Annotated in this window: 15 protein-coding genes; 7 read left to right on the top strand and 8 right to left on the bottom strand. The window is 35.7% G+C overall.

The features are described from left to right. Nucleotides 1-3: 3 nt before the first annotated feature. The 8 genes from I6760_RS09265 to I6760_RS09230 form a co-directional block, all read right to left on the bottom strand. On the bottom strand, nt 4-1,245 hold the full coding sequence (locus tag I6760_RS09265) for an adenosylhomocysteinase (RefSeq protein WP_196594166.1): 1,242 nt from the start codon (nt 1,243-1,245) through the stop codon (nt 4-6). Nucleotides 1,246-1,281: 36 nt separating this feature from the next. Next, a complete protein-coding gene (surE, locus tag I6760_RS09260) occupies nt 1,282-2,022 on the bottom strand; it encodes a 5'/3'-nucleotidase SurE (RefSeq protein ID WP_196594165.1) in 741 nt (246 codons plus the stop codon). A 4-nt stretch (nt 2,023-2,026) separates the two neighbouring features. Beyond that, complete coding sequence (locus I6760_RS09255; protein ID WP_196594164.1) at nt 2,027-2,734, bottom strand: 7-carboxy-7-deazaguanine synthase QueE; 708 nt, start codon at nt 2,732-2,734, stop codon at nt 2,027-2,029. Between the two features lie 6 nt (nt 2,735-2,740). Further along, the gene (queD, locus tag I6760_RS09250; RefSeq protein ID WP_196594163.1) at nt 2,741-3,115 is read right to left on the bottom strand and encodes a 6-carboxytetrahydropterin synthase QueD; all 375 of its coding nucleotides are present in this window, start codon (nt 3,113-3,115) and stop codon (nt 2,741-2,743) included. A gap of 199 nt (nt 3,116-3,314) precedes the next feature. Further along, nucleotides 3,315-4,547 carry a glycosyltransferase family 2 protein gene (locus I6760_RS09245; RefSeq protein WP_196594162.1) on the bottom strand — a complete coding sequence of 411 codons (1,233 nt, stop codon included), beginning with the start codon at nt 4,545-4,547 and terminating at the stop codon, nt 3,315-3,317. Between the two features lie 65 nt (nt 4,548-4,612). Next, nucleotides 4,613-5,377 carry a CDP-alcohol phosphatidyltransferase family protein gene (locus I6760_RS09240; RefSeq protein ID WP_196594161.1) on the bottom strand — a complete coding sequence of 255 codons (765 nt, stop codon included), beginning with the start codon at nt 5,375-5,377 and terminating at the stop codon, nt 4,613-4,615. Continuing rightward, entirely contained in the window at nt 5,370-6,011 is a 642-nt protein-coding gene (locus I6760_RS09235; protein ID WP_196594160.1) for a phosphatidylserine decarboxylase family protein, read from the bottom strand. The genes I6760_RS09240 and I6760_RS09235 overlap by 8 nt, the downstream gene beginning before the upstream one ends. 295 nt (nt 6,012-6,306) lie before the next feature. Beyond that, on the bottom strand, nt 6,307-7,047 hold the full coding sequence (locus I6760_RS09230; protein WP_196594159.1) for a WecB/TagA/CpsF family glycosyltransferase: 741 nt from the start codon (nt 7,045-7,047) through the stop codon (nt 6,307-6,309). Nucleotides 7,048-7,501: 454 nt separating this feature from the next. On the opposite strand from I6760_RS09230, the gene obgE reads away from it, so the two are divergent. The 7 genes from obgE to nrdR all read left to right on the top strand — a co-directional run bounded on the left by obgE (nt 7,502) and on the right by nrdR (nt 13,678). Further along, complete coding sequence (gene obgE, locus I6760_RS09225; RefSeq protein WP_196594158.1) at nt 7,502-8,788, top strand: GTPase ObgE; 1,287 nt, start codon at nt 7,502-7,504, stop codon at nt 8,786-8,788. 16 nt (nt 8,789-8,804) lie between these two features. Further along, on the top strand, nt 8,805-9,110 hold the full coding sequence (locus I6760_RS09220) for a YhbY family RNA-binding protein (RefSeq protein ID WP_196594157.1): 306 nt from the start codon (nt 8,805-8,807) through the stop codon (nt 9,108-9,110). A gap of 23 nt (nt 9,111-9,133) precedes the next feature. After that, nucleotides 9,134-10,261 (top strand): glutamate 5-kinase, encoded by a 1,128-nt coding sequence (gene proB, locus I6760_RS09215; protein ID WP_196594156.1) that lies wholly within the window; start codon nt 9,134-9,136, stop codon nt 10,259-10,261. A 31-nt stretch (nt 10,262-10,292) separates the two neighbouring features. After that, entirely contained in the window at nt 10,293-11,546 is a 1,254-nt protein-coding gene (locus I6760_RS09210) for a glutamate-5-semialdehyde dehydrogenase (RefSeq protein ID WP_196594155.1), read from the top strand. 157 nt (nt 11,547-11,703) lie between these two features. After that, on the top strand, nt 11,704-12,309 hold the full coding sequence (gene nadD / locus I6760_RS09205; protein WP_196594154.1) for a nicotinate-nucleotide adenylyltransferase: 606 nt from the start codon (nt 11,704-11,706) through the stop codon (nt 12,307-12,309). A gap of 81 nt (nt 12,310-12,390) precedes the next feature. Continuing rightward, the gene (locus tag I6760_RS09200) at nt 12,391-13,200 is read left to right on the top strand and encodes a helix-turn-helix domain-containing protein (RefSeq protein ID WP_196594153.1); all 810 of its coding nucleotides are present in this window, start codon (nt 12,391-12,393) and stop codon (nt 13,198-13,200) included. A gap of 13 nt (nt 13,201-13,213) precedes the next feature. Further along, complete coding sequence (nrdR, locus tag I6760_RS09195; RefSeq protein WP_196594152.1) at nt 13,214-13,678, top strand: transcriptional regulator NrdR; 465 nt, start codon at nt 13,214-13,216, stop codon at nt 13,676-13,678. The last annotated feature ends 38 nt before the right edge of the window (nt 13,679-13,716 follow it).

Genomic DNA, 13,716 nt, shown 5'->3' with positions numbered 1-13,716 from the left:
CTATTATGCCTGATGCAAATAATTAAATTGTTCTTTTGACAATTCATCAATGTTTATTCCCAATGATTTTAATTTTATTTCTGCCAATTTTATATTTATTTCATTAGGCATTAAATAAACTTTATTTTCCATTTTTTGGTGATTTTTCAAAATATGCAAGGCGGAGAAGAACTGTACCCCGAATGATAAATCCATAATTTCTGCTGGATGACCATCTCCTGCTGCCAGGTTAACTAAACGGCCTTCTGCTAAAAGATAAAGCTTTCTGCCATCTTTTTGCTTATATTCTTCAATATTTTTGCGGACAGGTTTTTTTGATATAGAACCTGCCATTAGATCAATTTTATTAATTTCAACATCGAAATGGCCTGAGTTTGCAAGCATTGCGCCATTTTTCATAACAGCAAAATGTTCTTTTCTTATTACATCTTTGCATCCTGTTAGTGTCAGGAATATATCGCCTATCTTTGCCGCTTCCTGCATAGGCATAACTCTAAAGCCATCAAATACAGCTTCAATGGCTTTAATGGGATTCACTTCAGTAATAATAACTTTTGCACCAAGCCCCTTGGCACGCATAGCAGCACCTTTACCACACCAGCCATAACCAGATATTACAACATTTTTACCAGCAATGACCAGATTTGTTGTACGCATTATGCCATCCCATGTTGATTGTCCTGTACCATAGCGATTGTCAAATAAATATTTGCAGTATGCATCATTAGCCGCAACCATTGGAAAATTTAATTTTCCTGCTTCAGCTAAAGCATGAAGACGAATAACGCCAGTTGTTGTTTCTTCACTGCCGCCTATAATATTAGCAGCCAGCTCTTTTCTATCACCATGCAGATGAGCTACCAGATCGCCGCCATCATCAATTATGATATCCGGTTTTATATCAAGTGCTTTATTTATGAACATATCATATTCTTTATCTGTACAGCCATGCCATGCAAAAACTTTTGCCCCTTCTTCCGCCAGGGCTGCTGCAACATCATCCTGTGTGGATAAAGGATTGCTTCCTGTAATAGCGACTTCAGCACCAGCATGCATAAATACCAATCCCAGATAGGCAGTCTTAGCTTCCAAATGCATTGTAAGAACCATCTTTTTACCTGCAAATGGTTTTGTTTTAGAATATTCTTCATCAATATGATTTAAAACAGGCATAAAATTCTTAACCCATGCAATTTTATCATGTCCTGATGGTGCTAGTTTAATATCGCGAATCATTGATTCCATATAAATAACTCCTCCTAAATTGATAATTATATGCTGCTATTTTTGCAGTTCATGCAGCAGTTTTTTATGTGTCCGACCTATTTTTAAAGGACTGATAGACACATACCCATCTTGTACAGCACATATATCACTGCCGGCAATATTACCTTCATCATTGGGTGTTCCATTCATAAAATAAAAAACATTTCCCTTAGCATCAACTTCACGGGCATATTCGTTATGATAAGCCCGCCGTCCCTGCTTTGTATAACGGAAAATATCCTTCATATTTTTAATTTTTTTAGGAAAGTTTATATTATACATATACGGTTTTTCACTTATAAGCTCCGACAATTTTCCCTTAAAAATTTCTGCTACTTCTTCAAAGCTGAGTTTTGAATTAACCACGCGAGAAACAGCTATGGAGAAAATTTTATGTAAATGACCTTCCATGGCTGCACCCACAGTCCCGGAATATAAAATATCTGTCCCCAGATTTCCCCCATCGTTTATACCTGAAATTACCACATCAGGCAAATCGTCTGCATAGATCATTTCAATTGCCAATTTGGTACAATCCGTAGGAGTACCATAAATACTATATGCCTCAGCTGCTAGTTTATAATCGTATTTTTCCACTTTTATCTTATTATGAGCTGAAATTGCCTGGGACATACCACTCTGCTGACTTGCAGGTGCTACAACGCGTAAATCGTAATCCTGAGCTAAAGCCGTCGCCATAGCTCTTAATCCTCGTGCTTCGATTCCATCATCATTGACTAACAATATTTTTTTCATACTATCACCTCTGTCCTATCATTCTATGTGTCTGTCCTATAACTCTTACATCATTTATCTTTTCCAATGCCAAACTCTGCCAGATAAGAATTTTTTCCGGCGAAGGAGCAGTATATCCGCCATATGGCGTCATTGGCTGTAATATAAGAAGAAGATTTTTATTAAAACTTTCTATTAAATCTATTGCCTTGGTAAAATCATCCAGTTTAGTTTCCTGTGCTATTACTATTTTAACATAAACATCTTTTTTTGCAGCAATCTGCAAAAATTTTTTATGCTTTTCCCACAAGTTTTCCCCAACCGCATCAGGCATTTTAATATCCATACTAATAATATCGATATTATTTATTACTTTTTGCAGTTGTTCACATAGTGTCCCATTTGTTTCCAAAAATAACGGGCAATCTATTTTCTGTCCTATTTCATTAATAAAATCAGTATGCAGCAAAGGCTCTCCACCTGTAAGACTTATTGAGTGATGCTTCTTTTTTAAACGCTTTTCCAAATATGGTAATATTTCAGCAAAATCGACTGGATTATTTATAAGTCCTTTACCTTCACAATCACAATGTGTAGTATTCAGCAGTGATTCTGTATCACAATATCTACACTTAAGATTACAGCCAACGAAACGAATAAATAATTGACGACAGCCTACATATTTTCCTTCTCCCTGTATGGAAGAAAAGATTTCACTTATAGGTGCCTGCATAATAAATCACCCCTCATAATATAATGCTGACGACTTCTCTGTTTCCCATACTTTAATGTATTTTACCCTGCATCTATTTTGTAAATAGCTATGCTCTGACAATTTATGATAAATATACGCAGAAATATTTTCTGCTGATGGATTTTCCTGCGAGAAAGCTGCCAATTCATTCAAATAATGGTGATCTAATTCACCAATTATTTCCCTTAAGGCTTTTTTCAATTTTTTAAAATCAATGAGCATTCCCAACTTGTCCAGTTCTTTTCCGTACACTACTGCTTCAACTTTCCAGTTATGTCCATGCAAATTATTACATTTTCCTGGATAGCCCACAATACGATGAGCTGCACCGAAATCCTCTTTAATTAATAATTCAAACATTTATGTCCTCCTCACATCCTCACTTATAAAATTATAACATAAAACCACTACATTTTATCATCATGTATAATATTTACTATAACTATAACCAACATAAATATTATACATAGACCTTTTACCAAATACAAACCACAAAAAAGCCAAAATAAAAAGCTATTGCAATAACTGAATATGCAATAACTTTTTATATAACACTCCACTAATGTGTAATATCTTCATAAGATACAGCCCGAGTGTGCTGTGTATGACTCCATTCGTGTTCATTACGATGTATGAATCCTAAAAATACGATGGGAATCCAGCTATATATAAACACTGGATATAATATAAGATAAAGCCACGCTTTTGGTTTTACATGAATTTTTAAAAGTATTATTATTGGTAATATATATTGTGCTAAAGTAATAACTGTTAATAAAGCTGATGGTAAAAATTGATACATATTAGTAAAAATTGGTCGACCTAATCCCATTTGCACATAGCTCATTATTACAAAAAATGTTGATATAAGTAAAAAATGCGGCTGCAGCAAATGCAGGCATCCATCTAATATGCGAATATCATGTTTTTTTATTCCTGCCTTAATCATTTTAGGAATAAAACGATGTGCTACATCAAACTGTCCCTGTGCCCAACGTTTACGTTGACGCCATGACTGCATAAAGGTCAATGGTTTTTCATCATAAACGATGGCATCATGCGCCCATGTAGTTTTGATTCCTTCAGTCAACGCCTTCATCGTAAATTCCATGTCTTCAGTAAGACAGGTAGCACCCCAACCATACTTATGCAAAACTTCCGTAGTTATACACATTCCTGTACCACCCAGTACCGATGATAAACCAATATTAGTTTTAGCTAAATGCCAAATGTGATCTATAACCCAGAATGCTATAGAAAATGTACCTGAAACCCATGTATCATAGGGATTTTTTGCATCTAAATACCCTTGTATAACTTTATCGCCCTTGCATAAACGATTATTCATTTCAAGTAAAAACCGTTTATCAACAAGATTATCCGCATCAAAGATAGCTACTGCATCATATTGACGCTTCATCTTAAATAAACGGTCAAACATCCATTCCAAGGCAAAGCCCTTACCCTGATTTTTTTTATCAGTGCGCTCATGTACAGCAGCTCCATGATTTCTTGCTATTTCAGCTGTATTATCACTACAGTTATCAGCTATAACAAAAACATCATATAATTTTTTAGGATAATCCAACTCATACAAATTATCAATTAATTGTCCTATAACCATTTTTTCATTATGGGCAGCTACAATTATCGCAAATGACTTTTGCGGTACAAGAATTTTTTTCTCTTTACGCCGCCACAAGCCACATATACCAATACAAAGATAGTATACCGTAAACAAGAAAATTATTACTTGAATCGGCAGCATAATATAATCAAGAACATATGTCATTAATATTAGTTCCCCTTTGGCTGTACATTTTCAAGTACATTAATCTGTAAACAATACCAAGTTACTCAGGCCACTTTGTTACAAATGGTATTCACGATACCAAATACAGCATATGTGGAAAAAACAGCAAACAAAATTGCAAATGGAAATGCCGATCGGCAAACGAAGATAGTCCCTATTGCAAACAGCAGTGATAAAACAAGCGCTACTATATTAATTCTTTCTCCGCTACCTTTAAAATCAGGATAATGTACATGACTCACCATTAAAAGTCCTACTATGATCACTACTACAGGAATAGCATATCCCACACCTATAGGTAGTATAAATGGCAATTTATAAGCAAGCATTGCTGCCGCTGCTACCAAGCATCCACCTGCTGGTATAGGAAGTCCCAGGAAATAACCATGTATATCATCAGTACTTATATTAAACCGTGCTAACCGCCACATACCACATACAATATAGATAATTCCTGCTGCCATACTAAAATAAATAAAATAGCGCAAATTAACAGGAGGAACCCCCATTTTCATAACCGCCTTGCTAAGAACAAACAAAGTCAACAGTACAGACATAATACCCGGTGCTACTCCGAAAGAAACCACATCGCACAATGAATCCATTTCCCGGCCTCTTTCATTTACTGTCCCCAGCCAGCGTGCTAGACGGCCATCAAGTCCATCAGCTATCAACGCCAAGAAGATACATATGGCTCCATCAATTAATGGTCCATTTTTTATTCCTCCCATAAGCATTGCAAATATTGCCAGTATACCAAATACAAGATTTAAAGAAGTACATATATTTGGTATCCATCCTTTATTCATTATTTTTTATCCTCCCAATAATTGTTTCTCCCCCGACAACTTTATCTCCCTTTTTTACAAGGATTTCTATGTTTTTGTTATCAGGAATAACGACCTCTGTACATGAACCAAATTTAATGAGGCCATATAATTCGCCCGTCGTCAATCTATCATTTAAAGTTACCCATGATATAATACGACGCGCTAAAATACCAGCAATTTGTGTAACTGTTATACGCATCTTGCCATTATCTATTCCAATTGTATGCCGTTCATTTTCAAATCCAACACTATTCTTATAAGCTGGACGAAAACGACCACATGTATATTGTTGAAATTTTATTTCGCCCTTTATAGGACTACGATTGACGTGTACATTAAAAACTGACAAAAAAATGGTTATCTTAACGCATGATTGTTTTACAAAATCATCATTACGAAGTCTAACAACCTTCATGACTTTACCATCAGCCGGTGAAACAATTACTGAATTATCATCTGGTATATTTCTTTTTGGATTGCGGAAAAAGAATGTAAAAAAAGCAGCTAAAACAGCCGGAATAACCGCCATATAAGGACTAACAAAAACATACGCGGCAACAGCCAGAGCTGCAGCAGCTCCAATGAATTTATATCCTTCCTTAACGATTCTCATTTTTATTACCTCTTACTTTATTATCTTTTTAGTTTAAAATAGCTTCATGGCTATATTAGCAGGCGGCATACCCCCACCCTCTATTTTTTCAATACTGAAGTGGGAGTTTCTTGTTCAATATGACCAATGTCGTAATTATAAGCAAGCTAATCCCGTGTGTCCACAGTTTTATAATTTATCCCACCAACACATATACTACTGCAGTGAAATAATTATCGTCCCTGTCATTAAAACAGCACGGCTGCCAACAATTATTCTATATCATATCAATTATAGTATAATACCATATTTTTGTCTACTTATTCTCCTTTTTTTTCCACGATCGTACCTTTAATACAAACTTAGGCAGAGCTAACAGCCTACCCGCTCTTCTAGGCTGCATCATCCCACGGAACATCCACTCCAGTTTTGCTCTCTGCATCCATAACGGTGCCCGCTTCATAACACCTGCCATTACATCAAAAGTCCCACCCACTCCTATAGAAAGCGGGCAATTCAGTTGACCAATATATTTATAAAGCCATTTTTCCTGCTTTGGCACTCCTAATGCCGCCAATAAAATATTAGGAGCAGTTTTTTTTATTTCTTTAACTATTGTATCATTATCTTCGTCATTAAAAAATCCATTTTGCGTTCCTACTATCTGAATTCCGGGATAATCTTTTTCTGCTTTAAGTTTTGCTTTATCTGCCACCCCTGGTGCAGACCCGAGAAAAAAAATACGCCATTTTTTCTGTGGTGCTATTTTAAATAAATTCTGTACCAAATCAAATCCTGCCACACGTTCTGTCATCGGGCAGTCAAGATAATTTGCTGCCCATACAGTTCCCGCTCCATCAGGTACTACCAAATCAGCTTTATTTAAAATCATCTTCAATTCTGCATCGTAGGTTGCACGCATTATCATTTCTGCATTAGCAGTAGCTATCATGGCATTATTTTTTTTTTCAATAAATTGTACTGCTAATTCAACAGCTTCCTTCATTGTTATGGCTGCAACATTTACTCCCAGTATATCTGCTGTTACCAACGACATATTATTTCTCCTCTTAATTTTTTTACTTTGGACACATAATTTTATTATTGAGTAAGTAAGTATTTTAACACATTGTTCATTGTGCCGCAAATAATTATACTTTTTGTCATTTATCGAAACTTTCTTTACAAACAGGGCTTTTTCTGCTATTGTTTGAGAGATATAATATTATATAGATATATTCTTTTTTCTCTGGTCTAGGGAAAAGTATTAAATAATATTATAGTATCTAAAACTTGAAAATACCATTATTCATTATGTTATTCAATATGATAAATTATTATAAAACCTTTCAATAACAACTAATACCATATTACTTCTGACTTTTATTATATCTTTTTTAATATAAAAAATATTGTATTTTATAATTAAAATACACAAAACTATTCTATACCAAAGGAGGAAGCAGTTATTTTCCCACTTATAATTTAAGAAATAAACTGCTGTATATTTAATGAAATTTATTGACAGAACAAAAATAACCGTAAAAGCGGGTGACGGTGGTCATGGAAAATCAGCTTTCCGCAGAGAAAAGTTCGTTCCTAAAGGTGGACCGAGTGGCGGTGACGGCGGTAAAGGAGCTGACATTGTTTTTATTGTAGATAATAATATAAATACTCTGCTTGATTTCCGTTATAACCGGAAATTTGCCGGAAAAAACGGCGGTAACGGTGATATAAAAAACCAATTTGGCAAAAATGCACCTGACCTAATAATACATGTTCCAGCAGGGACTATTATTAAGGACGAAGATACTGGTGATATTTTAGCTGATCTTACTAAAGAAAATGAAATGGCCACTATATGCAAAGGCGGCCGCGGTGGTCGCGGTAATGCCCGTTTTGCTACGAGTGCCAATCGTGCCCCTACTTTTGCTGAACTTGGTGAACCAGGCGAAAGCAAAAAACTAATATTAGAATTAAAAGTATTGGCAGATGTGGGACTAGTTGGATATCCGAGTGTTGGAAAATCAAGTCTTATTGCTTCTGTTTCAGCAGCACGTCCAGAAATTGCCGAATATCATTTTACCACGCTTTCACCCGTTTTAGGAGTGGTAAGCGTTGGCCCTGAACAAAATTTTGTAATGGCTGATATTCCAGGACTTATTGATGGTGCTGCTGACGGTGTCGGCCTTGGTCACGATTTTCTGCGCCATATAGAACGGACTAAGATAATAGTCCATGTAGTAGATGCTTCAGGCATAGAAGGACGAGATCCAGTTGAAGATTTTCATAAAATAAACCAGGAATTATCTCTTTATTCTCCTAAATTGACAAAACTTCCCCAGGTACTCGCGGCTAATAAAATAGATTTACCGGAGGCAAAGAATAACGTTCCTCGTCTTCAAGCTTTAGCACAAAAGGAAAATTTACCATTTTTTGCCATCTCCGCTGCCACTAAACAGGGTGTGGACGATCTAGTAAAACATGTTTATATTATGCTGCTTAATTATAATATACCAGCAGATGAAAACAAAGAAAATATAAAAATTTATAACGCCGAAAAGAATGAATCTACCGATGAAATAAAAATTTCCCGTGACATGACCGGTGATTTTGTTGTTTCAGGAAAATCAATAGAAAAACTTGTCGCTATGACCAATTTTAATAACGATGAAGCTTTGCGTCGTTTCCAATATATATGGCGTTTAAAACGCATTGATAACAAACTTAAAGAAAAGGGAATCAAGGAAGGCAATACTGTCCATATCGGTGAAATGGAATTTGAATTTAAAGAGTAATATTGGAGGATAAATTATGATAAAAAATACCTTAAACAATAAACAAAAACGATTTTTACGCTCTCTGGGTATTTCCCTGGGTCCTGTTGTCCAGATAGGTAAAGAAGCAATAACACCTGCTGTAGTTAAAACGGCAAATGAAGTCATAACTAAAAGAGAATTAATAAAAGTACGGGTTTTACAAAACTGCCCAAAAAGTACTGAATCTGTTATAAACCTTTTGGCTGAACGCACAGATGCCAATATTGTTCAAACAATTGGTCATAACAGTCTACTGTTTAGGAGAAATTTTAAAAAACCTAAAATAGAACTTCCTAAATAATAATTGGAAATGAAGGTACCGCTATGATAACTAAAAATGAAATAAAAAATGCCCAGCGGATCGTTATAAAAGTCGGTACCAGCACTTTAAATCATTCTACCGGGCACCTTAATATTCATCAAATTGACTTGCTAGTACGACAATTATCTGATCTCGCCAATCAAGGCAAAGAAATTTTATTAGTTACCTCTGGTGCTGTTGGTGCTGGACTTGATAGAATGAAAAAAAAGCAAAAACCTACTTCAATCCCTGAAAAACAAGCTTTAGCTGCAATTGGGCAGGGTATATTGATGCATATTTACGAAAAATTATTCAGCGAATATGGCCAAACGGTTGCCCAGGTACTTTTAACAAAAGAAAATTCGGTGCATTATTCGCAGTATATTAATTCTCGTAATGCCCTTTTATCTTTATTAAAAATGCATACAATCCCCATCATAAATGAAAATGACGTTGTTGCCATTGAACAATTAAAAATTGGTGACAATGATACTTTATCTGCTATTGTTGCTGGCCTTGTTGACGCTGACCTGCTAATTTTATTGACAGATATAGACGGCCTATACAATAAAAATCCTCAGACCCATGCTGATGCCGCACTGCTAAAAAAAGTAACTGAAATTACACCGCACATAGAAACTATTGCCGGTGGTGCAGGAACGAAGTTTGGTACAGGCGGTATGTTTACTAAAATACAGGCAGCAAAAATTGCCATGAGTTCTGGTGTTACTATGGTTATTGCTAATGGCAGCAGAAAAAATATTATCAATGATGTCCTTTCTGGCGAATTTTGTGGTACGGTTTTTCCTGCACGCGAGGCTCATCTCAAACAACGTAAAACATGGCTGGCATTCGGTAAAAATATCTCAGGGAGCATAACTGTGGATAATGGTTGTGAAGCTGCTTTGATAAAAAATGGTTCTAGTATTTTAGCTGCGGGCGTAATTGACTTCTCTGGCATCTTTTCAGCTGGCAATACAGTACGTGTTTTGTCAACAGACAATAGAGAAATAGCCAGGGGGATCATAAACTACGGAGCAAACGCTTTAACAAAAATTTTAGGACACAATACATGTGAATTTAGTTCATTGCTAGCAGGAAAAATCTATGATGAGGTAATTCACCGTGATAATATGGTCTTAATGATTTAATAGAGAAATATTTTGAAAAGGGGTTTTATTCGTGGAAAAGACTTCATCTTTGCTCGAACAAGCCAAGGCTGCATATAACGCTTCACAAGAACTGTCAGTTATATCAACTTTAGCCAAAAACAAGGCTTTATTGAATATGGCCGATACACTTGAGCACCGCCAAAAACTTATTTTGTCAGAAAATCTGCTTGATTTAAACGATGGACGTGATAAAAATCTCAGTGACTCATTACTGGATCGTTTAATGCTTAATGAAGAACGCATTCATCAAATTGCTAATGGACTAAGACAAATAGCCTCATTACCAGATCCTATCGGCAGCGGCATTATGCAAATGAAACGTCCCAACAATCTTGATATAAGAGCTATTCGCGTTCCCCTCGGTGTCATCGGTGTAATTTATGAAGCACGCCCCAATGTAACCGCAGATGTTATCGGTTTATGTATAAAATCCGGTAATTCTGTAATTCTGCGCGGTGGGTTAGAGGCTATTCATTCTAATAAAATTATCAGTTCCATGTTAGCTTCGGCTGCATATAAAAATGGGATTCCTGAAGGTTCTATACAATTTATTAAAAATACCAATCGTCAATCAGTCACTGACATGCTCAAATTACGCCAGTATATAGATGTTATAATTCCCCGCGGAGGAAGCGGATTAATAAACTATGTGATAAAAAACAGCACTGTCCCTGTAATTGAAACTGGAGCTGGTATTTGCCATGCTTATGTTGACAGTTCTGCTGACAAAACAATGGCTGCCAATATAATTATAAATGCCAAGACTTCACGTCCAGCTGTCTGTAATACAATAGAAACACTACTCATACACAAGGATATTGCTTCTAACTTTGTCCCTTTTATCATAGATAAACTACAAAAACAAAATGTTGAAATAAGAGGCTGCACCCGAACCAGGGCAATTTATCCTGAAATAAAAGAAGCTGTTGAAGAAGACTGGTCAACAGAATATCATGATTTAATAATTTCTATAAAAATCGTTGATAGTTTAGCTGATGCTATTACCCATATCAATAAATATAATACTAAGCATTCCGAAGTTATTATAACGCAAGACTATAGCAACGCCTGCACATTCCAAAGAAAAACAGATGCAGCTGTGGTCTATGTGAATGCTTCCACACGTTTTACTGATGGTTTTGAATTTGGCTTTGGAGCTGAAATAGGTATCAGTACACAAAAATTGCATGTTCGCGGACCGATGGGACTTAATGCATTAACAACTATGAAATATCTGATCAATGGTAATGGGCAGATACGTTAATGACTAAGTTTTTTGCCTATATACGAACTATAAAACAATATTTACAAACACCTAAGGGAAATCACGATTTTTGGGATTATCTCAAAGCAACATGTATTATACTGGCAACCATGTTTATAATATATTTTCTACTAAAATATTTTGCAGGAGAATTGCAATGAAAAAGATTGGCATAATGGGAGGTACCTTTGATCCTATACATTATGGACACTTAATGACCGCTGAAGCTGTACGCGATGAATATAAAATGGAGCGGGTTATCTTTATCCCAGCGGCAAATCCACCACATAAAGCCGGAACGATGATCACCCCGGCAGTACATAGATTCAACATGACATTACTGGCCACATGCTCCAATCCATACTTTGAGGTTTCTGATATTGAGATGCGCCGTCGTGGACCATCTTACACTATTGATACTGTACAGGAACTAATAAATACCCACAGCAGCAATACAGAATTCTATTTTATCACTGGAGCTGATGCTGTCCAGGAATTGCCCACATGGGATCGGATTGAAGAATTATTAAGTATTTGTCAATTTATCGCAGCTACGCGTCAAGGTTGTATTCCTGATGTTGATGCAATAAAAAAGCATTTTGGCACACTAGGAGAAAAACGCATTCATCGTTTGGCTACCCCGGAACTTGAAATATCTTCTACTAATATACGAAACCGTTTAAAAAAAGGATATTCTATTAAATATATTTTACCAGAATCAGTCGAACAATATATTCGCAAAGAGCATTTATATCTTACTTAATCTCATGTTTTGTTTATTTGTCAAAAAATCTTATATACGATATAATGTTAAACAAGGTATTTTTTGAAGGGAGAAAATTTTATGCTCGGTGATATTTTTCGCGAAGAACGCGAAAAAAAACATCTTTCATTAAAAGATGTAGAAACTGAAACCAATATAAGGACTTTATATTTGGAAGCTATAGAAAAAGAAGACTATACTGTTATACGAGGCGAAGTATACCTCAAGGGATTTATAAAAACATATGCAAAGTTTTTGGGACTCGATCCAGAGGAAATATTAAATAAATATTATGAGGAAAAAGGCATTTCTCCACAGCATTCCCAGGAAAACGTATCTATCCCACAGGAAACAGCCGCAGATATTGGTAATGCTGATTATAATAATCCTTCCCCCCAATCTGAAGTAAAAAAAGACAATACTTTTGAACAACGCATAGAAATAAAGAAAAGAAAAAATAAAAATTTAGGCAATATTATCTTTACCAGCATTATTTTTGTCGTGGTAGTGGGCTGCTTAGCATATTTCATAGTTCCTATGCTTACAACACATAAAACGGCTACTGCCCCTGTTAAGCAGGTACAGCAGACAGATAATACCGTCCCGGCTGCTCCAGTACCCGCTAAAGTTGATGGAGTGCATATAAGCGCGGTATTTAATAATAGCTGTTGGGTACAAGTCAAAGCCGATGATAAAACAATATTTGAAAAAACAGTGCATACAGGTGATTCTTTTAAATGGGACGGGCAGAAAAAAATAGAAATGATTCTCGGTAACGCCGGTGCCGTTAAAATATCTTTAAATGGTAAGGATGTCGGTAAACCCGGTAATAACGGGGCTGTTGTAAAGAAAAGATTTTTGCAGGATAAAGTAGAAGATATAAAGAAATAAAGCAGGTGTATTAATGAAATGTCCATTTTGTGGTACGATCGATAGTCGTGTCATTGACTCCAGAGCCGCCGATGACGGAAATTCAATCAGACGGCGCAGAGAATGTTCTGCCTGTGGTAAGCGTTTTACAACTTACGAAACAATAGAAACCACACCACTAATAGTTATAAAAAATGATGGACGCCGTATGGCTTTTGATCGTAATAAATTACTTAATGGTATTATCCGCTCGTGCTATAAACGGGATATTCCCACAGAAAGAATTATACATTTTGTTGATAATATAGAAAAAGAACTGCATAATATGATGGCACCAGAAATTCCCAGTAAGCAAATTGGCGAGCTTGTAATGAAACATTTAAAAAGTTTTGATGAAGTTGCATATATTCGATTTGCATCAGTTTATCGCAAATTTACTGATATTGACAATTTTACTAAAGAACTGGAAAAATTACGTTCAGCAAAAAATGATAAATAAGAAACTGTTGCCAAAGTTTAATGACAGCTGATATAATA

It is taken from the genome of Pectinatus sottacetonis (assembly GCF_015732155.1).
Classification (GTDB): Bacteria; Bacillota; Negativicutes; order Selenomonadales; family Selenomonadaceae; genus Pectinatus; species Pectinatus sottacetonis.
Note: the sequence above shows the minus strand (reverse complement) of the source record. Positions and strands in the feature narration are given on the sequence as shown.

Excerpts from the sequence above, each read along its gene's own strand:
- I6760_RS09265 (WP_196594166.1), bottom strand. The coding sequence starts at position 1,245 with ATGGAATCAATGATTCGCGATATTAAACTAGCACCATCAGGACATGAT.
- surE (WP_196594165.1), bottom strand. The coding sequence starts at position 2,022 with ATGAAAAAAATATTGTTAGTCAATGATGATGGAATCGAAGCACGAGGA.
- I6760_RS09255 (WP_196594164.1), bottom strand. The coding sequence starts at position 2,734 with ATGCAGGCACCTATAAGTGAAATCTTTTCTTCCATACAGGGAGAAGGA.
- queD (WP_196594163.1), bottom strand. The coding sequence starts at position 3,115 with ATGTTTGAATTATTAATTAAAGAGGATTTCGGTGCAGCTCATCGTATT.
- I6760_RS09245 (WP_196594162.1), bottom strand. The coding sequence starts at position 4,547 with ATGACATATGTTCTTGATTATATTATGCTGCCGATTCAAGTAATAATT.
- I6760_RS09240 (WP_196594161.1), bottom strand. The coding sequence starts at position 5,377 with ATGAATAAAGGATGGATACCAAATATATGTACTTCTTTAAATCTTGTA.
- I6760_RS09235 (WP_196594160.1), bottom strand. The coding sequence starts at position 6,011 with ATGAGAATCGTTAAGGAAGGATATAAATTCATTGGAGCTGCTGCAGCT.
- I6760_RS09230 (WP_196594159.1), bottom strand. The coding sequence starts at position 7,047 with ATGTCGTTGGTAACAGCAGATATACTGGGAGTAAATGTTGCAGCCATA.
- obgE (WP_196594158.1), top strand. The coding sequence starts at position 7,502 with ATGAAATTTATTGACAGAACAAAAATAACCGTAAAAGCGGGTGACGGT.
- I6760_RS09220 (WP_196594157.1), top strand. The coding sequence starts at position 8,805 with ATGATAAAAAATACCTTAAACAATAAACAAAAACGATTTTTACGCTCT.
- proB (WP_196594156.1), top strand. The coding sequence starts at position 9,134 with ATGATAACTAAAAATGAAATAAAAAATGCCCAGCGGATCGTTATAAAA.
- nadD (WP_196594154.1), top strand. The coding sequence starts at position 11,704 with ATGAAAAAGATTGGCATAATGGGAGGTACCTTTGATCCTATACATTAT.
- I6760_RS09200 (WP_196594153.1), top strand. The coding sequence starts at position 12,391 with ATGCTCGGTGATATTTTTCGCGAAGAACGCGAAAAAAAACATCTTTCA.
- nrdR (WP_196594152.1), top strand. The coding sequence starts at position 13,214 with ATGAAATGTCCATTTTGTGGTACGATCGATAGTCGTGTCATTGACTCC.